An 18,062-nucleotide genomic window follows, 5' to 3' on the forward strand; every position below is an offset into this window, starting at 1 on the left:
GCGATGACGCAACTGCGGCTTTCTGCCTCGCGGAGGACTTCTCGGTCCTCGACCCGCGGGCAGACACGGCGGATACGCTGGCTCCGTGCCGCTGCCTCCTCTCGTCGACCCCGTTCCCGCCCTCGCCCCCGCCGAGCGCGCCCGCACTCAGCGCCACCTCGTGCTCGACGGCGTGGGCGATCTCGGTCAGCGCCGGCTGGCGGCCGCGCACGTCGCCGTCGTCGGGGCCGGCGGCCTCGGCTCGCCCGTCGTGATGGCGCTCGCTGCCGCCGGTATCGGCACCCTCACGGTCATCGACGACGACGTCGTCGACCTCAGCAACCTCCAGCGGCAGCTCCTGCACCGACACGTCGACATCGGCGCCCGCAAGACCTCGTCGGCGCAGCGCGTCGCTGCGGACCTGTCGCCCGAGACGGTCGTCATCCCGGTCAACGAACGCCTCACGACCGAGAATGCGGAAGATCTGCTCCATGGCGCCGATCTCGTCGTCGACGGCAGCGACACGTTCGACACCCGGGCAGCGGTCGCCGCCGCCTGCGAATGTCTCGGCATCCCGCTCGTCTGGGGCGTGCTGCAGGAGTTCCACGCGCAGGCCACGGTGTTCTGGAGCGCGCCTCCCGCGGGGACGGAGCCGATCGTGCTCTCCGACCTGCACCCGGCCGACGCCGCCGGCACCCCACCCACCTGCGCCGAGGTGGGCGTGCTGGGTGCGCTGTGCCTTCAGGTAGGCGGCATTCTCGCGATCGAGGCGGTCAAACTCATCGTCGGCATCGGCGAGCCCCTGTTGGGCCGCGTGCTCGTGATCGACGCGTTGCGCGGCACGCAGACCGAGGTGGCGCTGCGGGCGTCCGCTCCCGCCTCTCCGTCGCCGAGCGTCGCCCCGGAAGAAGCGGCGCCCGCGCCGATCCGCGAACTGACGGCGAGCGAGATGCTCGCCGCGCAGGAGGCCGGAGCCACCCTCCTGGACGTGCGCGAGCCGTGGGAGACGCAGACCGGCGTCGTCGCCGGATCGGTTCTGATCCCCCTCGGCGACCTGCTGGACGATCCGGCGCAGATCGACGACGAGCATGTCGTCGTGATCTGCGCGCACGGCATCCGCGCCCGTCACGCTGCCGAAGCCCTCCGCGCTCGCGGCGTCGACGCCGACATCCTCGTGGGCGGTCTCGCCGCGTGGCAGCAGGCATGACCTCCCACGCGCCGTTGCGCACCGTCGAGGAGCAGCTCGCGGACGTGCTCGCCGCCGTGCGCCCCCTGCCCGCCGTGCGCCTCCCCTTGACGGCGGCGACCGGCGCAACACTGCGCGAGCCCGTGCGCGCAACCCTGGACATCCCCGTCTTCGACAACTCCGCCATGGACGGCTTCGCCGTGCGCTTCGCCGACGTCGCTCACGCGAGTCCGGAGGATCCCGCCATCCTCCGCGTCGTGGCGGATCTTCCCGCCGGCACGTCCCACGATCCCCCGCTGGCCCCCGGCGAGGCCGCGCGCATCATGACGGGTTCGCCGGTGCCCTCGGATGCCGACGCCATCGTGCCCTTCGAAGACACCGAGGGCGGCCTCGCTGACTCCCTTCGGAACACAACCGTGCGCCGTGCGCCGCGCACCGCGGGAGCATTCGTCCGCCGCGCCGGCGACGACCTCCGCGCGGGCGACGTGGTGCTCGAGACGGGTGTCGTGCTCGGACCGCTCCAGATCGCCGCGGCAACCGCCGCGGGCCGTACTCACGTGGTCGTCTCGGCGCGTCCGCGGGTCGGCATCGTTTCGACGGGCAGCGAGCTGGCGCCGGCCGGAACGCCGCTGCGACGCGGGCAGATCCCCGAATCCAACGGCGTGCTGCTCGCCGGCCTCGTCGCGGCGGCCGGCGCAGAGGTCGTCGCTCAGGTCGTCGTGGACGATGAGGGCGAAGCTCTGCGCAACGCGGTGGCCGCGCTGCTGGCGGCACCCGTCGATGCGGTCGTCTTCTCCGGTGGCGTCAGCGCCGGCGCATTCGAGGTGGTGCGCACGGAGCTCGCCGCGGCGATGACCTTCACCCGCGTCGCGATGCAGCCGGGCAAGCCACAGGGATTCGGCACCCTGCCGACGCCGTCCGGCATCGCACTGCTGTTCGGTCTGCCGGGAAATCCGGTCAGCGCGGCGGTCTCGTTCGAGGTGTTCGTCCGCCCCGCCCTGCTGACGATGCAGGGTCGACGCACCGTCGAGCGGGCGCGTCTGACTCTGCCGGCCGGCACGTCGTGGCGGACCCCGGGGGGACGGCGGCAGTACCTGCCCGCGGTCATCGACACCTCGGCGCCGACGTGGACGGTGCACCCCGCGACCGCGGGCGGGTCGGGATCGCACCTGGCCGGCGGGTTGGGCCTCGCGCGCGCGCTCGCCGTCGTCGCGGCCGACATCGCGGAGGTGCGGGAGGGCGACCCGGTGCAGGTCCACCTGCTGGAAGGATGGGACGCATGAGCTTCACCCACCTGGACGAGGCCGGCCACGCCCGCATGGTCGATGTGACCGAGAAGCAGCCCACGGTGCGCGCCGCGACAGCCGGCGCCGTGGTCCGCTGCGCTCCCGCCGTCGTCGCAGCGCTCCGCGACGGAACGGTGCCCAAGGGCGATGTGCTGGCCGTCGCGCGCATCGCCGGCATCCAGGCCGCGAAGCGCACACCCGAGCTGCTGCCGCTCGCCCACGTGATCGGCGTCCACGGCGCGAGCGTCGGCCTTGCGATCACGGACGACGGCGTCGAGATCACGGCGACCGTCCGCACCGCCGACCGCACCGGGGTGGAGATGGAAGCACTGACGGCGGCAGCGGTGGCCGCGCTCACGATCGTGGACATGGTCAAGGGCATGGACAAGGGCACGTCCATCGAGAACGTCCGCCTCCTCGCGAAGACCGGCGGCAAGTCGGGCGACTGGGTGCGGGAGTCCTGATGCCGCGGGTCCGATACTTCGCCGCCGCCGCGGAGTTCGCCGGGCGTGCCGAGGAGGTGCGAGCCGAGACCGATCTCGACGACCTGCGCGCCGCCTGGGCGCGGGAGTACCCGGCGCTCGGACGCATCCTTCCCCGCTGCGCCGTGCTCGTCGACGGACGACGCACCGACACGTCGACAGTGTTGGGCGACGACACCCTGGTCGACGTGCTCCCGCCGTTCGCCGGCGGCTGAGCCTCAGCCGCCGATGCCCTTCCAGGCGGCGGCGCCGTCGGCCGTGAGCTGACGCTTCCATACCGGCAGTTCGCGCTTGATCGCCTCGATGATGGCGCGGCACACCTCGAAAGCCTCAGCACGGTGAGGGGTGGACACCGCGATGACGACGGCGGCTTCGCCGACCTCTACACGTCCGACGCGATGGCTCACAGCGACGGTCGCACGCGTGTCGCCGATGGCGGTCAGCGCGATGTCGTGCAGCGTCGCCTCGGCATCCGGGTGCGAGGAGTACTCCAGCGCGACGACAGCCGTGTCGGCGTCCGGGTCGTGATCGCGGACCGTGCCGATGAAGCTCGTCACAGCCCCCGCGCGGGGGTCGTCGACGGCGGCGAGGTGCGCGGCGGCATCCAGCGGTTCGTCGGTGATGCTGGCGATGCGAACGGCAGTCATCAGTGATCTCCTCCGTCGAGCTGATGCACCACGTGAGCGGCGACCGACAGGATGACGGGCATCCCGGAGGCCACGGCCGCGGGCGATCCGGGCAGGTTGACGATCAGGGCGCGCGCCGCGACCCCGGCACGACCGCGGGAGAGCATGCCGGCCGGCTTCTCGGCGACGCCGCGTCGGCGCAGCTCCTCGGAGAGGCCGTCGATCGTGCGTTCGATGACGCGATCGGTGCCCTCGGGGGTCTCATCGCGGGCGGCGACACCGGTGCCCCCGGTGGTGACGATGAGACGCGCGCCGTCGTCGAGCGCGGCGCGCAGCGCCGTCTCGACGCTGTCGGCGCCGTCGGCGACGACCCGGGCGTCGGAGCATTCCCACCCCGCCTCGCGCAGCGCTGTGACGGCCAGCGGGCCCGCCGTGTCGGCACGCGCACCCGCAGCCGACCGATCCGAGACGGTGATCACGACGGCGATGCTGCCCACGCCCCTACCCTACGCCCCCGCCCCCTCTCTCCCTCCCTTCCCCACGTCTCATCGCCGAGCCGTCACCTACCGCGCGATCCGCCATGCTTCGGCGCGACATATCGTGGCGGGTTGGCGAGAACATGGCGGCTCGGCGAAGAGGCGGGAGGGGCGCTACAGGAGCATGCCGAAGGCGGCGACGTCCGCGGGAGCGTCCAGGCGCGTGAAGCCCAGACGCTCGTAGAAGGCGATCGCACCGGCGTTCGTCCCCGCGGCGACCAGGTGCACGCCGGGAACGCCCGCGGCACGGAGGGCATCGGTGAGTGCGGCGATCAGCCGCCGACCCCACCCCTGGCCCTGGAGTTCGGGCAGCAGGTCGATGTGCAGGTGCGCGGGATACGCCGCCGCGAAGGGCTCGGCATCCGCTCGGCGCCCGTACGCATACGACAGGACCCCGTCCTGGCGACTCGACGGTTCTCCCGCGGGGTGCGGCCACCGATCCGCGAACCGCGGCCACCACTCGGTGCGGAACCACTCCTCGAACCCATCGGTGTCCCCGGTGGCGACGGCGTAGCCCGCGACCCGCCCATCGTCCGTCTCGACGACCATGGCGAGTTCGGGATGACGCGCGACGTAGGGAAGCACGAAGACGGCCGCCCAGATGTCGTCGTCGTCCAGGATGCCGGTGGCGTCGCTGCCCGTGTCGGCGGTGCGCAGGCAGATCTCGGCGAGGGCGGGCTCGTCGCCGAGGCGGAAAGAACGCAGATGGGCCACGGCGCGAGTCTAGGCCGCAGCATCCACGTGCTCGGCGGCATCCGCGTGCTCCGCCGCCGCCGTGATGCGGTTGGCCATCCCCCGGAAGATGAACCCGTGGAACGGCAGCACCGCCAGCCAGTACAACCGGCCCGACAGCCCCGACGGGAAGAAGACCGCGCGCTGGCGGTACACGGCGCCGCCGTCGGCGCCCGGCTCGCAGCCGAGGTCGAGCCACGCCAGACCCGGCACCTTCATCTCGGCACGCAGGCGCAGCAGTCGCTCCGGCTCGACCTTCTCGACACGCCAGAAGTCGATGACATCGCCGACGGCCACGCGGCTGCGATTGCGCCGTCCGCGCACGAGCCCCACGCCTCCGACGACCCGGTCCATCCAGCCGCGCAGCGCCCACAGCACGGGCGCGGAGTACCAGCCGTTCTCGCCGCCGATCCCCTCGATGACCTCCCAGAGCCGCGCGGGGCTCGCGGTCGTCGTCGCCGTGCGCACGTCGGTGAACACGGTGCGCCCCGACCACTCCGGGTCGGATGGCAGCGGATCCGATGGCACGCCGCTGACCTCGGCATCCTGCCAGCTCGTCTCCACGCTGTCGGCCGCCACGCGCCCCAGGGCCAGCGCCACGGCCCGGCGATAGGGCGTGAGACCACCCGCGGGCGGCGGGATGATGGCGTCGATGTCGTGGTCGTCCATGACGCACTCGTTCTGCAGCGAGGCGATGAGCGGGCGCGCGATCGAGCGCGGCACCGGTGTGACGACGTTGACCCAGTGCGACGCCAGTCCCGGCGTGAGCACCGGCAGGGGCGCGATCGGCCGCTGCGGCAGGCCCGCCTCGACCGCGTAGCCGTTCATCATCTGCCCGTAGCGCAGCACGTCGGGTCCGCCGATATCGACGGCGCGGTTCACGTCGGCGGCGACGCGCGCGGCGCCCAGCAGGTAGTGCATGACGTCGCGGACGGCGATCGGCTGGATGAAGTTGCGCACCCACTTGGGGGCGGGCATGTACGGCAGCACCTCGGTGAGGTGGCGGATCATCTCGAACGAGGCCGACCCCGACCCGATCACGACACCGGCCTGCAGCACGAGCGTGGGCACACCGCTGGCGAGGAACACCTCCCCCACCTCGACCCGGGAGCGCAGATGCGGGCTCAGCGGCACGCCCTCCGGGTGCAGTCCGCCCAGGTACACCAGGCGAGCGACGGATGCCGCGGCCGCCGCCGTGGCGACGGCGCGCGCGGCCGCGAGGTCGGCCTGCTCGAATCCGGCGCCGGCCGCCATCGAGTGGATCAGGTAGTAGAGGACGTCCACGTCGGCGCAGGCCTGCGCGAGCGCCGGTTCGTCGACGGCGGAGCCGACCACGACCTCGACCTCGTTCCCCCACGAGAACGCGGCGAGCCGACCGGCATCGCGCACCAGCACCCGCACCCGGTAACCGGCCGCGTTCAGCCGCGGCACCAGTCGCCCCCCGATGTAGCCGGTCGCACCGAGCACGAGCGCACGCGGCGCCGTGCCGTCTGCGCGCGGCACGGCGCGCAGCTCTTCTTCCCGGCCGGTGGGGCTCGACAGATCGCTCATGTCCGTCACGCTAGACGGCGGCTCCAGGCGGCGCATCCCCTTGCGCACGGGGTCGCCGCACGCAAGGGCGAGCGTCAGCGCCGGCCGGTGCCGAAGAGGCCGCGGATGACCGAGTTCAGGATCGTCTGGGTCGACTTCGAGTTCAACACCTGCTCGATGGGCGATTTCTGTGACGCGCGCGAGGTGCGCGTCGTCCGCGTCGAGCCGCCGGTGGAGCGCAGGATCCGGTCGTACTCCTTCTGTCGCTCGCGCTCGGCGGCGGCATCCGCCTTCGCCTGTGCGGCCCGCTGCTTCTCCTGCTCCTTCGCCGCCTGCTCCTGCGCCTTGGCCTGTTCGGCCGCGGCGTCCGCTTCCGCGGCGGCGTTCATCTTCGCGGTGAGGATCTCGCGCGCCGACTCGCGATCGATCGGCGTGCCGTAGCGGGCCAGCAGCGGCGAGGCGTGCACGGCTCGCTCGATGTCCGGGTCGGGGGTGGGCGACATGAGGCCCTGCGGCGCGCGCAGTCGCGTCCAGGCGACCGGGGTCGGCGCACCCTTCTCGTTCATGACGGTGACGATCGCCTCTCCGGTGCCGAGCTCCTGCAGCACCCGTTCGAGGTCGTAGCCGCTCTTCGGATACGTGCCGACGGTCGCCCGCAACGCCTTGGCGTCGTCGGGCGTGAAGGCACGGAGGGCATGCTGCACGCGTGAGCCCAGCTGGCCGAGCACGTCGGAGGGAACGTCCTTCGGCGTCTGCGTGACGAAGAACACGCCGACGCCCTTGGACCGGATGAGGCGGACGGTCTGCGTGATCGCGGCCAAGAACGCCTTCGACGCATCGCGGAACAAGAGGTGGGCCTCGTCGAAGAAGAACACGAGCTTCGGCTTGTCGAGGTCGCCCACTTCGGGGAGGATCTCGAACAGCTCCGCCAGCAGGTACATGAGAAACGTCGAGAACAGGGCCGGCTTGTCGGCGACGCCGGGCACCTCCAGCAGCGAGATCACACCGCGCGCGTCGGCGGCAGTACGCAGGAAGTCGCGCACGTCGAACTCCGGCTCGCCGAAGAAGACGTCGGCTCCGTCGTCGGCGAAGGTGATGAGCTTGCGCAGGATCACGCCGGCGGTCGCCGACGACAGTCCGCCGAGCGCCTTCAGCTCGTCCTTGCCGTCGTCGCTCGTGAGCCAGGTGAGCACGGCGCGCAGATCGGAGAGATCGACGAGGGCCATCCCGTTGGCGTCCGCGTAGTGGAAGACGAGCCCGAGGCTGGACTCCTGGGTCTCGTTGAGGCCGAGCACCTTGCTGAGCAGCAGCGGTCCGAACCCCGAGACGGTCGCCCGCACCGGCACGCCCTTTCCGACGCCCCCGAGGGCGAAGTACTCGGTGACGGATGCCGCGGGCGTCCACTCCTGACCGATTGCGGCCGTCCGCGCGAGCAGCTTCTCGCTCGGCTCGCCGGGCGTCGCCACGCCCGACAGGTCGCCCTTCATATCGGCGGCGAAGACGGGCACGCCCTTCGCGGCGAGCTGTTCGGCGAGCCCCTGCAGCGTGCGGGTCTTTCCGGTGCCGGTGGCTCCCGCGACCAGGCCGTGCCGGTTCATCATCCCCAGCGGGATGCGGATCTGCGCCGACGGCACCGGCTCGGTGTTCATCAGGGCACCGAGATCGAGGGTCAGTCCCTCGAAGGCGTATCCCTTCGCGATCGCCGCAACCTGCGCGTCGTTCAAGGGACCGGATGCCGCGGCATCCGCCACCGGCGCCTCGGGAACCGTCTGCGCGGCATCCGCCACCGGCGCCTCGGGAGGAGATATCGCCTCGGGAGGAGCCGATGCGGCCGCGGCATCCTCCCGAGCGGAAATCTCCTCCGCAGGCGCAGGGCCCGCGGCGCGCGCGGCCTGGGCGGCGGCGAGCGCGGCTTTGGCCCGGGCGAGCTTCAGCGCGGCCTCCGCCGCTTCCGCCTCGGCCTGCAGTCGGGCAAGTTCTGCGTCATCGACAGCGCTCATGGCGCTCAGCCTAGCGAGCGCACCCGCTCTCACGCTCGAGCATGCGCGCGCAGATCGCCGCGACCACGAGGGTCGCCCCCACGCCCACGAGGGTGCCGCCGACGGTGTCGCTCAGCCAGTGGGCGTGCACCTGGGTGCGACTGAACGCCATCGCGAACACCCACGCGCCGCCGACCACGGCGACCCACACCCGCGGAAAGAGGATGACCGCGATCGTCGCGACCGTCGCCGCATTGGCGGTGTGTCCGGAGGGGAAGGAGCCGTGATCGGAGAAGACGATCATGTCCTCGGGGCGCGCACGTCCGAACAGCGCCTTCAGCAGCTGCACGAGCGCGACGCTTCCCAGGGACGCGACGACCACGAACAGCGCGCCGCGCGGACGGCGCTGGGCGACCAGCAGCCCGACGCCGGCGAGCGGCACCACGAAGGTCGCGAACCATCCGCCGCCGAGGAAGTTCATCGCGAGGGCGGCGCCGTCGAGAAAAGCGAAGCGGTCGACGAAGACGTTCCACCACTCGTCGACGTTCACGTCAGCTTCGACCACCACCTGGATGCCGAGCCACACCGTGATCGCGATCAGCAGCACGCCCACGACGAGCCGCTGCAGCATGACCGTGGTGACGTCATCGTCCAAGGGTGCTCTCATCGCCCCATTGTGCCCCACGCCAGCGGCTCAGGGCGCGAGCCGCGCCACCGTCCACGGTCGGACGATCGTCCAGAGCGAGGTCGCCCCGATGAGCGCGCAGCCCACCATCACGGCCGCCATGGTGGTCGCCGTGATGCCGGCATCCCGCGCGACCCATCCGACGATCGGGGAGATCAGCCCCGCGACGCCGAAGTTCGTCGCCCCGAGGATGGATGCCGCGGTGCCGGCGGCCTTGCCGTGGCGATCGAGCGCGAGCACCTGCACGCAGGGGAAGGTGAAGCCGCACGCCGTCATGAACACGAACAGCGGCACCATGGTGCCCCACAGCCCCCACCCGAGCTGGTCGCACGCGATGATCGCGATCGCGGCGAGCACCAGCACACCGGTCGACACCGACAGCACCCACTGCGGGCCGAAGCGGGCCGCGAGCCGCGCGGCCACCTGCACACCCACGACGAGGCCGAGGGAGTTGGCGGCGAACAGCAATCCGTACTGCTGGGCGTCGAAGCCGTACGTCTCCTGGAAGAGGAACGAGGAGGACGACAGGTACGAGAAGAGACCGCTGAAGGACATGCCCCCGATGATCAGGACACCCACGAACACCCGATCGTTGAAGACGCCGCGGTAGCGCTGCAGCACCGTGGTCGCCCCGCGCTCGTTGCGCCGCGCGGCCGGGAGGGTCTCGGGGATGAGCCAGATCGCCGCCACGAGCATCACCGCACCGTAGAGCGCCAGGACCACGAAGATGCCACGCCACGGCATGACCGACAGCAGAGCGGAGCCGATGAGCGGCGCGACGACGGGGGCTGCTCCCGACACCAGCGCGAGCCGGCTCAGCATGACCACCAGCCGGCGACCTCCGAACAGGTCGCGGACGATCGCCATCGCGACCACGCCACCGGCGGCGGCCCCGACGCCCATGAACACGCGCGCGATCGCGAGGAGCGTGAGATCGGGGGCGAGAGCCGCAGCGGCACTGGCCACGACGTGCAGGGCGGTGACCGCGAGCAGCGGCACGCGGCGTCCGACCTTGTCGCTGAGCGGTCCGACGATCAGCTGACCGAGCGCGAAGCCGACCATCGTGCCGGTCAGGGTGAGCTGGATCGCCGCGGCGGACGTGCGGAAGTCGGCCTGCAACGTCGGGAACGCGGGCAGGTAGAGGTCGATCGTGAAGGGTCCGAGCGCAGTGAGCGCGCCGAGCAGGATGATGTACACCACGCGGCGTGCGGTGGAGATCGCGTCACCGGGGTGCAGGACGACCGGAGCGGTGGCGGTGTGCGATCCGAGCGTGCGGATGGCACCCGTGGCGGTGCGCCCGGCCGCGGGCAGGGGTGTCGAGGCAGTTCGGGGGGCGGGGTTTTCGCGCACGGGGTCCAGACGAGTGAAAGCGGAGGGAGTGGTCGCCGCGAGCGGATCGGCGCGCGACCGCAGCGGCAGAGAGGGCTCGAAACGATTCGAGCAGACCTCGATCCTAACCTTTCCCCCAGCCTCGGAGTCATGCAGCCGCATACGATCGACATGCTGCCCCTGCGGGAGCAGCCCCCGACCGCGAATCGAGCCGAGGACCCATGACCCCCACTCCGTCCGACAAGAAGCGCACGAGCGGCAACCCCGCCACGCGCGCGAACATCGAACTGACCGTCAAGCAGCAGCGCGAGTTCCAGAAGCAGGAGAAGCTCGCCGAGTACCAGCGTCAGCTCGCGCGCCGGCGGCGCAGCCGTCTCACGTGGTGGATCGTCGGGGCCACGGCTGCCGTCGCCGTCGTCGCGGTCGTCGCGGCATCCATCGCCTTCGCGCCGAAGCCGGTCACCTACCAGGCCGGTGGCACCGGTGCCGCCATCGACGGTGTCGAGACGTCCACGAACACGACCCAGCACGTCGCCGGCACGGTCGATTACCCGCAGAATCCCCCCGCGGGCGGCCCGCACAACCAGTACTGGCTGAACTGCGGCATCTACGACCAGCCCCAGCAGAACGAGTACGCCGTGCACTCGCTCGAGCACGGTGCCGTGTGGGTCACGTACGACAAGACGCGGGTCAGCGCCGCCGATCTCGATGCGTTGACGGCGCAGCTGCCGTCGTCGTACGTGATCCTCTCGCCGTACGAGGGCCTTCCCACGCCGATCGTGCTCAGCGCGTGGAACGCGCAGCTGAAGCTCGACAGTGCGGCCGACCCCCGCATCCCACCCTTCTTCGAGGAGTACTGGCGTAACCAGAACGTCCCCGAGCCGACCTCATCCTGCAGCGGTGCAGTCGACGGGCCGGGCAAGCAGTCGTGACCTCGCCCGAGCCGGCGACCGGACGCACCCTCCCCCCGTGGTGGGCGGTGCTCCTGGTCGCGCTCGCCGTGGCGGCGCTCGCGTTCGCGGTCGGGCGCTTCTCCACCTTCGGCGCAGAGGGCGCGGCGGCGCCCACGTCCGGATCTCCCGAGGCCGGGTTCGCCCGCGACATGCAGCTGCATCACGGCCAGGCGGTCGAGATGGCGATGGACATCTACCGCACAACCCAGAACGACGGCGTGCGGGTGCTGGCCTACGACATCGCGACGACGCAGTCGGCGCAGAAGGGCGAGTTCTACGACTGGCTCGTGAAGTGGGGCCTGCCCCAGACCAGCGGTCCGCTGATGGCCTGGATGGATGCCGCGGACTCATCTCACCAACACGGCGGCGGCGCGGCGCGCCCGACCGACGCGGAGCTGATGACGCAGATGGGAATGGCGAGCGCCGATGAGATCGCGGCGATGCGGGCGCAGTCCGGCACCGCGGCGGACTGCACGTTCCTCGGCCTCATGATCCGCCACCACGAGGGTGCACTGCCGATGGCGCAGGCGTTGCTGCGGCTCGGACACGAGCCGCGTGCGCTCGCGGTGGCTCAGGGCGTCATCGCGACGCAGTCCGCCGAGATCGACCTGATGACCTCGCTGCGCGCCGGACTCGGCTGCACGGGCTGACGCGCGGAGGCCGTCCGTTCACGCGCAGGCGGGGTACGCCGCTGCCCGGCCGCGCTCTGCGCCCGTATGCGTGTGGGCGGCGATGACCTCGCCGGCGCACACCGTCCATGCGGTGCGCGCGAACCCGATCTCCTCGGGCGCGCCGACGAAGGGATCGCGATCGGCCACCGCGAGATCGGCGGCGGCACCGACACGGATCCGTCCGGCCGCGCCGTCGCCGATCAGCTCGTGCGAGCCACTCGTGTATGCGGCGAGCGCCGCGCTCAGCGGCGTTCAGCGCAGCGACCACGCTGCGGACGAGCTCATCGGGGAAATAGCGCAGGCCCGCGGAGCCGTCGGGATAGCCGTCCTGAAGTCGGGGATGCTGCCGAACGACGTCAGAGCGGCCTCCTGCCAGCCGGTGACGCCAAGGGAGATCAGGTGGTCGGCGGCGGCACGGATGCCGGGTGCCATCGCGGCGGCACTCGGCTCGGGCGCCACGCGTCCGACGAGGTCGACGGCGCCCTCGCGCAGCGTCCCCTGCGGTTCGCCGTCCGCACGGCGGACGATGCGCCCGTCCGGCGGGTCGGGGGTCGTGCGATCGATGCCGGCGACGGCCAGCGCGCGCGAGTTCGCCCAACCGCCGTGTCGGTCGCTGTCCAGCAGGAGCACCGGTCGGTCGGGCACGACGGCGCAGGCCGCCTCCGACCCGGCATCGTCGAGGCTGCAGTCCAGCGCCTCGAGCGCGACGAGCCCCAGGTGCACGTGGGCGTCGGCGAACGACGGCGCGATCACGCCGCCCGCCGCTCCCCGTCGATCACCGGTCCGCCGGTGACGATGAGCGCCGTCATGATCCGGCTCGCAGGACGGGGCGGAAGAAGCGATTCGCCGGTGGTGCCCACACTGCCACGAGCACCGCCGCGTAGACGACGATCTGGCCGATGGACCAGACGTCCCAGTCGTGGTCGACGGCGAGACTCCACAGCTGCAGGCCGACGATTGCGACCGCGAGCACGCTGATGAACAGACGCGACAGTCCGCTGCCGCGTCCGAGCCCGGCGGCCGCGGCCACCGACAGCAGCCCGAAGAGGATGATGCCGGCACCGATCAGCGAGACGCTCATCACCAGTGATCCGGGAACGTCGTAGCGGGTGAGCAGGAACAGGATCCCGAACATGGCGTTCGCCAGGCCGCCGACGTAGACGAGCGCCACGGCGATGGTCACCGGCACCGGTCGCGACACCTCCCGGGTGTGCGGGGTGGCGTGCGGCGCGGCATCCTGCAGCGCTCGGGCGACGTAGCGGCGCTGCACGGCCCGCACGATCTCGATCAGCACGATGGCGCCGATGCAGCCGGCCGTCACGACCAGCGCCGTCGTCTGGCCGGGATCGACCAGCAGGAAGAACTGGCGCGACAGGGCCACCGAGAAGATCACGACGAGGGCGATGAACATCGCGCCCACGACGGCTCCCTTGAACCGGTTGAGCGGGCGGCTGAGCACCGCGAGGATCCAGATGCCCACGACGGCGAGGATGATCGTCGCCCCCGTGCGCACCTCGTCGACCGGCGTCCCGGCGCCGCGCACGATGAGGGTGTACAGGGTGAGGGTGAGCGCGACGACCACGCCCGTCGGAATGGCGAAGCTCAGCGAACGGCGCAGGAACCCCGGGATGTAGCGCTGCGCGTTGGGCATGAGCGCGAGGAAGAAGGCGGGGATGCCGATGGTGAGCCCGTCGGTGATCGACAGCTGGCGGGGCAGGAACGGGAACTCCAGCACGAGCACGCCGAACAAGATCGCCAGCAGCGTCGCGTACGTCGTCTTGGTCAAGAACAGCATCGAGACGCGCTCGATGTTGGCGATGACCTGCCGCCCCTCGGCGACGACGTCGGGCAGGTGCGAGAACCGCCCGTCGAGCAGCACGAGCCGCGCGACCGCCTTCGTCGCCGCCGCGCCCGAGTTCATCGCGATGCCGATGTCGGCGGTCTTGATCGCCAGCGCGTCGTTCACGCCGTCGCCCGTCATCGCGACCGCGTGCCCGCGGGACTGAAGGGCCAGGACCATGCGCTTCTTCTGATCCGGCGTGACGCGGCCGAAGACGGTGTGCTCCTCGAGCACCGCGGCGAGCGCCTCGTCGTCGTCGGGGAGCGCGCGGGCGTCGTAGCCCTCCGCGGCGTCCATACCCACTTCCCGCGCGATCGCCGCCACCGTGCGCGGGTTGTCGCCGGAGATGATGCGGATGCCGACGCCCTGCGCGCGGAAGTACTCGAGCGTCTGCGCGGCGTCGGTGCGCACCTTCTCACGAAACGTCAGCACGGCGACGGCCACGAGCTCGTCGGGCAGGCTCTCCGCCTCGACATCGGCCGTCGTCAGCTGCCGCGGCGAGAAGGCGAGCACGAGGGTGCGGCGGCCGGTCGAGGCGCGCTCGATCACGGCCGCTCCGAGCGGGTCGGCGGCGTCGGTCGCGGCGGCGCCGAACACCATCTCGGGCGCGCCGAGCACCCACGTGCCCGCCGGATCGCCGTCGTCGTCGAACGCCACGGCGCTCCACTTGCGCGCGGACGAGAACCCGATGCTCTCCCGAGCGACACGCGGGCGCTGCGCCGCCTCGGCGGCGAACGGCTCCCGGAGCGTGCGTGCCGTCGCGTTCGCGTCCGGAGCGCTGCCGTACCAGCCGAGCGTCCGCCGCCAGCCGGCGACCTCGTCGAGCAGGTGGGCGTCGTCGTAGGCGATCTCGCCCTCGGTCAGGGTGCCGGTCTTGTCGAGGCAGATCACGTCGACCCGGGCGAGACCCTCCACGGCGGGCAGCTCGTTGACGAGCACCTGTCGCGCCGCCAGGCGCGCGGCTCCCACCGCGAAGGTGATCGAGGTCATCAGCACCAGCCCGAGCGGGATCATCGCCGTCAGCGATGCGATCGTATTGACGACGGCCTGCACCCAGCTGCCGCTCTCCCACGCGGCGCGCCATCCGCCGGCGACCTGCATCTGAGCGTTCAGCACCAGCAGACCGATCGGGCCGATCGCCCAGCCGACCCAGCTCAGCACGCGGTTGATCGAGTCGCGCAGCTCGGAGCCCACGAGAGAGAAGCGCTTCGCCTCGTCGGCGAACGCGTTCGCGTAGGCGTCGGCGCCCACGCGGACGACCTGCGCATCACCCTCCCCGCCGACGACGATCGACCCCGACAGCGCCTCGTCGCCGGGGTGCTTGTCGACGGCATCCGACTCGCCCGTCAGCATGGACTCATCGATCTGCAGGCCCCGCGAGCGCACGATGCGCGCGTCGGCCGGCACCTGGTCGCCGGCGCGCAGCACGAGGATGTCGGCGAGCACGACGGCCGACTGCGCGACGTCCTGCTCCACGGCGTCGCGTCGCACACGCGCCTGCGCGGCGTTCAGCAGCGCGAGCTTGTCGAGGGCGGCTTTGGCCCGGAACTCCTGCACCGAGCCGATGACCGCGTTGGCGACGGCGGCGAAGCCGAAGAGGGCGTCCTGCCAGCGTCCGAGGGCGAACAGGATGCCGAAGCACGCGAAGACGATGCCGTTGAACAGCGTGAAGACGTTCGCGCGGATGATGCTCAGCGCACTGCGACTGGTCTCGGCGCGGTAGGCGTTGGACCGACCGTCGGCCGTCCGGACGTCGACCTCCGCGGCGCGCAGTCCGACTGCGGGATCGACCTCCTCGATCGCTGCGGGCGCCGTGGCACCGGGGCTGCTCATGGCTTCACACTAAAGGAGCGGCGCGGCTCGCGTCCCCACGAATTCCGCGCCGCTCCCGAAGGACCCAGCCGAAAATTAGCCCTTCGTCGCCCCCGCCAGAAGCCCCCGCACGAAGAAGCGCTGCAGGGCGAAGAACACGACCAGCGGCACGATGATCGAGATGAACGTGCCCGCGGCCTGCAGGAACCACTGATCGCCCCACGTCCCGGACAGCGAGTTGAGCGACTGGGTGATCGGCAGCGATGACGACGGAGCGAAGATCGTCGCCACCAGCAGGTCATTCCACACCCAGATGAATTCCAGGACGGCGAACGACGCGAGCGCCGGCGCCGCCAACGGCAGGATCATCCGGAAGAAGATCTGGCCGTGGCCGGCCCCGTCCACCCGCGCCGCCTCGATCACCTCGCTGGGGATCTCCGCGATGAAGTTGTGCAGGAGGAACACCGCCAGCGGCAGCGCGAAGATCGTGTGCGCGATCCACACCGTCGCGAAGCTGTGCTCGAGTCCGCGCAGATCCAGCGCCGGGAAGACGGTGACGTCGCCGATCGTCATCCCTCGGGAGAACAGGCTCAGCAGGGGCACCAGCGCCATCTGCAGCGGCACGATCTGCAGGGCGAACACCGCGATGAACGCGAGGTTGCGCCCCTTGAAGTCGATCCAGGCGAAGGCGTAGGCGAGCAGCGAGGCCACCGCCAGCGCGAAGAACACGACCGGGATCGTGATCGCGAGCGAGTTGAGGAACGACTGGCCCAGAGTCAGCGCGGTGCCTCCCGAGGTCAGCGCCTTCTGGAAGTTCTCCAGCGTGAACGACGGGTCGGTGAACACCGTCCACCAACCGGTGCTCTGCACGTCCGAGCCGGGGCGCAGCGAGGTGACGAACAGGCCGAAGGTCGGGATGGTCCAGAAGATCGCGATGACCAGCGCCGCGATCGTCGCCCCCTTGGAGGTCAGGCGCTTACGCGCCATGGCCTCGTGCTTGCGCGTGTCGCGGGAGACCTGTCGAGCCGAGCGGGTGTCGGTGACGGGCTCGATGATGTCGACTCCGGTGCTCATCGGATCTCCCTCTGCTTGCGGATCTGGACGATGTTGAACACGATCAGCGGCGTCACGAAGATGAACAGCACGACGGCCAGCGCCGCCGCGTGCCCGTAGCTCTGGAAGCGCTGCTGCTGGTTGACCATCTCGAAGGCGAGCACGGACGTGTTCGCGCGACCGCCGGTCATGACGGCGACGATGTCGTAGATCTTCAGCGACGCGATGGCGACCGTGGTCACCACGACGACGATCGACGAGCGGATGCCGGGGACGGTCACGTTCCTGAACCGCTCCCACGCGTTCGCGCCGTCCAGCTCCGCGGCCTCGACCTGCTCCGGCGGAACCGCCTTGATCGCGGCGGAAAGGATAACCATCGCAAGTCCCGTCTGGCTCCAGATGAAGACGACCATCAGCAGCAGGCTGTTCACGAGCGGCGTGACGCTGAGCCAGGCGACGGGGTCGCCCCCGAACGCCGTGATGATGGCGTTGAGCAGACCCAGCTGGTCGCCCTGACGGTAGTCGTACATGAACTTCCAGATGATGCCCGCGCCGACGAAAGAGATCGCGAAGGGCATGAAGATCAGCACTTTCAAGAACCGCTCGCCCGCGGCGCGATCGATGAACACGGCGTAGGCGAGACCCACGATGGTGGCGATCGTCGGGCAGATGAGCACCCAGATGACGGTGTTGATGACCGACCAGGTGCCCTCGGGCTGCGTGAAGACCCACACGTAGTTGTCGAAGCCCACGAACTCGGCACCCGTCTTGTCGAAGAACGACTGCACGAACGTCGCGAAGAACGGGTAGATGAGACCGATCAGCAGCAGCACCGCAGCCGGGGCGGCGAAGAGCACGAGCTGGAACAGATAGCCGGCTCCCTTGCGTGCCCGGTAGTCGAGCACGAACAGCGCGGCACCGGAGACGAGCGCGATGCCGAGCACGTAGATGAAGGCGTTCGCGTACGGGCGCAGCAGCAGCAGGGCAAGGACCGGGATCGCGAAGCAGGCGACGAGGCGGATCCAGAAGTAGACCCGCCCGGGACGGGGCGCGTACTCGATCAGCAGGAGCAGCACACCGACCACGGCGGCGAAGGCGACGAGGATGATGGGGATCTGCACGATCGGGCCCATCACGCCGAGCCACTGGAAGAACGCGGTGAGCGAGACTCCGGGGATGACGATCTTCGCCGGGTCCTCCACGGGAGTGCTCAGCAGGAGCAGCACCACCAGAGCCAGCAGGATGACGAGCGCACCGGTGGCGATACCGGCGGTGACGCGGGGTGAGAAGGCGCGGCGCGGACCGGAGTCAGGCGCCAGCCCGTCGGTCTTGTCTCGCGCGGGCGCGGTGGTGGGTGCGGACATCGATGAGCCTCCGTGTGCT

General features: G+C 71.0%; 18 protein-coding genes. 6 read left to right on the top strand and 12 right to left on the bottom strand.

Annotation, left to right across the window (positions count from 1 at the left end):
• The first annotated feature begins 85 nt into the window (after positions 1 to 85).
• Genes JOE53_RS10225 through JOE53_RS10240 form a run of 4 tightly spaced genes read left to right on the top strand, consistent with a single transcriptional unit; the run spans position 86 to position 3,148 of the window.
• Entirely contained in the window at positions 86 to 1,186 is a 1,101-nt protein-coding gene (locus JOE53_RS10225) for a ThiF family adenylyltransferase (RefSeq protein WP_271171077.1), read from the top strand.
• The gene (locus tag JOE53_RS10230; protein WP_204947657.1) at positions 1,183 to 2,448 is read left to right on the top strand and encodes a molybdopterin molybdotransferase MoeA; all 1,266 of its coding nucleotides are present in this window, start codon (positions 1,183 to 1,185) and stop codon (positions 2,446 to 2,448) included. Before JOE53_RS10225 ends, JOE53_RS10230 begins: the two co-directional genes overlap by 4 nt.
• Complete coding sequence (gene moaC, locus JOE53_RS10235; RefSeq protein ID WP_112930851.1) at positions 2,445 to 2,915, top strand: cyclic pyranopterin monophosphate synthase MoaC; 471 nt, start codon at positions 2,445 to 2,447, stop codon at positions 2,913 to 2,915. The genes JOE53_RS10230 and moaC overlap by 4 nt, the downstream gene beginning before the upstream one ends.
• On the top strand, positions 2,915 to 3,148 hold the full coding sequence (locus JOE53_RS10240; RefSeq protein WP_112930850.1) for a MoaD/ThiS family protein: 234 nt from the start codon (positions 2,915 to 2,917) through the stop codon (positions 3,146 to 3,148). Before moaC ends, JOE53_RS10240 begins: the two co-directional genes overlap by 1 nt.
• A 3-nt stretch (positions 3,149 to 3,151) precedes the next feature.
• Here JOE53_RS10240 and JOE53_RS10245 read toward each other — a convergent pair whose 3' ends face one another.
• From JOE53_RS10245 to JOE53_RS10275, 7 genes are all read right to left on the bottom strand, one after another.
• The gene (locus tag JOE53_RS10245) at positions 3,152 to 3,580 is read right to left on the bottom strand and encodes a molybdenum cofactor biosynthesis protein MoaE (protein ID WP_204947658.1); all 429 of its coding nucleotides are present in this window, start codon (positions 3,578 to 3,580) and stop codon (positions 3,152 to 3,154) included.
• On the bottom strand, positions 3,580 to 4,056 hold the full coding sequence (locus tag JOE53_RS10250; protein WP_204947659.1) for a MogA/MoaB family molybdenum cofactor biosynthesis protein: 477 nt from the start codon (positions 4,054 to 4,056) through the stop codon (positions 3,580 to 3,582). Before JOE53_RS10250 ends, JOE53_RS10245 begins: the two co-directional genes overlap by 1 nt.
• Positions 4,057 to 4,209: 153 nt before the next feature.
• A complete protein-coding gene (locus JOE53_RS10255; protein ID WP_204947660.1) occupies positions 4,210 to 4,809 on the bottom strand; it encodes a GNAT family N-acetyltransferase in 600 nt (199 codons plus the stop codon).
• A gap of 9 nt (positions 4,810 to 4,818) precedes the next feature.
• Positions 4,819 to 6,378, bottom strand: a complete 1,560-nt coding sequence (locus tag JOE53_RS10260; RefSeq protein WP_204947661.1) for an SDR family oxidoreductase — start codon at positions 6,376 to 6,378, stop codon at positions 4,819 to 4,821.
• 74 nt (positions 6,379 to 6,452) lie between these two features.
• On the bottom strand, positions 6,453 to 8,357 hold the full coding sequence (locus tag JOE53_RS10265) for a helicase HerA-like domain-containing protein (protein WP_204947662.1): 1,905 nt from the start codon (positions 8,355 to 8,357) through the stop codon (positions 6,453 to 6,455).
• A 10-nt stretch (positions 8,358 to 8,367) separates the two neighbouring features.
• Positions 8,368 to 9,003, bottom strand: a complete 636-nt coding sequence (locus tag JOE53_RS10270) for a phosphatase PAP2 family protein (RefSeq protein ID WP_204947663.1) — start codon at positions 9,001 to 9,003, stop codon at positions 8,368 to 8,370.
• 27 nt (positions 9,004 to 9,030) lie between these two features.
• Complete coding sequence (locus tag JOE53_RS10275) at positions 9,031 to 10,512, bottom strand: multidrug effflux MFS transporter (protein WP_204947664.1); 1,482 nt, start codon at positions 10,510 to 10,512, stop codon at positions 9,031 to 9,033.
• A 59-nt stretch (positions 10,513 to 10,571) separates the two neighbouring features.
• Here JOE53_RS10275 and JOE53_RS10280 point away from each other — a divergent pair, with 59 nt between their 5' ends.
• The gene (locus JOE53_RS10280) at positions 10,572 to 11,282 is read left to right on the top strand and encodes a DUF3105 domain-containing protein (RefSeq protein ID WP_204947665.1); all 711 of its coding nucleotides are present in this window, start codon (positions 10,572 to 10,574) and stop codon (positions 11,280 to 11,282) included.
• Complete coding sequence (locus tag JOE53_RS10285; RefSeq protein WP_061682629.1) at positions 11,279 to 11,953, top strand: DUF305 domain-containing protein; 675 nt, start codon at positions 11,279 to 11,281, stop codon at positions 11,951 to 11,953. The genes JOE53_RS10280 and JOE53_RS10285 overlap by 4 nt, the downstream gene beginning before the upstream one ends.
• Before the next feature lie 18 nt (positions 11,954 to 11,971).
• Here JOE53_RS10285 and JOE53_RS14775 read toward each other — a convergent pair whose 3' ends face one another.
• The 5 genes from JOE53_RS14775 to JOE53_RS10305 all read right to left on the bottom strand — a co-directional run bounded on the left by JOE53_RS14775 (position 11,972) and on the right by JOE53_RS10305 (position 18,043).
• A complete protein-coding gene (locus JOE53_RS14775) occupies positions 11,972 to 12,220 on the bottom strand; it encodes an amidohydrolase family protein (RefSeq protein ID WP_267911542.1) in 249 nt (82 codons plus the stop codon).
• A 6-nt stretch (positions 12,221 to 12,226) separates the two neighbouring features.
• Entirely contained in the window at positions 12,227 to 12,727 is a 501-nt protein-coding gene (locus JOE53_RS14780; RefSeq protein ID WP_061682627.1) for an amidohydrolase family protein, read from the bottom strand.
• Positions 12,728 to 12,779: 52 nt separating this feature from the next.
• Entirely contained in the window at positions 12,780 to 15,647 is a 2,868-nt protein-coding gene (locus JOE53_RS10295; RefSeq protein ID WP_204947666.1) for an HAD-IC family P-type ATPase, read from the bottom strand.
• Between the two features lie 75 nt (positions 15,648 to 15,722).
• The gene (locus JOE53_RS10300) at positions 15,723 to 16,700 is read right to left on the bottom strand and encodes a carbohydrate ABC transporter permease (protein WP_036290167.1); all 978 of its coding nucleotides are present in this window, start codon (positions 16,698 to 16,700) and stop codon (positions 15,723 to 15,725) included.
• Positions 16,697 to 18,043: a carbohydrate ABC transporter permease gene (locus JOE53_RS10305; RefSeq protein ID WP_204947667.1), complete on the bottom strand. Its 1,347-nt coding sequence runs from the start codon at positions 18,041 to 18,043 to the stop codon at positions 16,697 to 16,699. Before JOE53_RS10305 ends, JOE53_RS10300 begins: the two co-directional genes overlap by 4 nt.
• Positions 18,044 to 18,062: the final 19 nt, after the last annotated feature.

It is taken from the genome of Microbacterium laevaniformans, assembly GCF_016907555.1.
In the GTDB taxonomy this organism is placed as follows: Bacteria; Actinomycetota; Actinomycetes; order Actinomycetales; family Microbacteriaceae; genus Microbacterium; species Microbacterium laevaniformans.

Bases quoted from the DNA above. Each gene is read 5' to 3' on its own strand.
- JOE53_RS10230 (WP_204947657.1), top strand. From the start codon at position 1,183: ATGACCTCCCACGCGCCGTTGCGCACCGTCGAGGAGCAGCTCGCGGAC.
- moaC (WP_112930851.1), top strand. From the start codon at position 2,445: ATGAGCTTCACCCACCTGGACGAGGCCGGCCACGCCCGCATGGTCGAT.
- JOE53_RS10240 (WP_112930850.1), top strand. From the start codon at position 2,915: ATGCCGCGGGTCCGATACTTCGCCGCCGCCGCGGAGTTCGCCGGGCGT.
- JOE53_RS10245 (WP_204947658.1), bottom strand. From the start codon at position 3,580: ATGACTGCCGTTCGCATCGCCAGCATCACCGACGAACCGCTGGATGCC.
- JOE53_RS10260 (WP_204947661.1), bottom strand. From the start codon at position 6,378: ATGAGCGATCTGTCGAGCCCCACCGGCCGGGAAGAAGAGCTGCGCGCC.
- JOE53_RS10265 (WP_204947662.1), bottom strand. From the start codon at position 8,357: ATGAGCGCTGTCGATGACGCAGAACTTGCCCGACTGCAGGCCGAGGCG.
- JOE53_RS10270 (WP_204947663.1), bottom strand. From the start codon at position 9,003: ATGAGAGCACCCTTGGACGATGACGTCACCACGGTCATGCTGCAGCGG.
- JOE53_RS10275 (WP_204947664.1), bottom strand. From the start codon at position 10,512: ATGCGGCTGCATGACTCCGAGGCTGGGGGAAAGGTTAGGATCGAGGTC.
- JOE53_RS10280 (WP_204947665.1), top strand. From the start codon at position 10,572: ATGACCCCCACTCCGTCCGACAAGAAGCGCACGAGCGGCAACCCCGCC.
- JOE53_RS10295 (WP_204947666.1), bottom strand. From the start codon at position 15,647: ATGAGCAGCCCCGGTGCCACGGCGCCCGCAGCGATCGAGGAGGTCGAT.
- JOE53_RS10300 (WP_036290167.1), bottom strand. From the start codon at position 16,700: ATGAGCACCGGAGTCGACATCATCGAGCCCGTCACCGACACCCGCTCG.
- JOE53_RS10305 (WP_204947667.1), bottom strand. From the start codon at position 18,043: ATGTCCGCACCCACCACCGCGCCCGCGCGAGACAAGACCGACGGGCTG.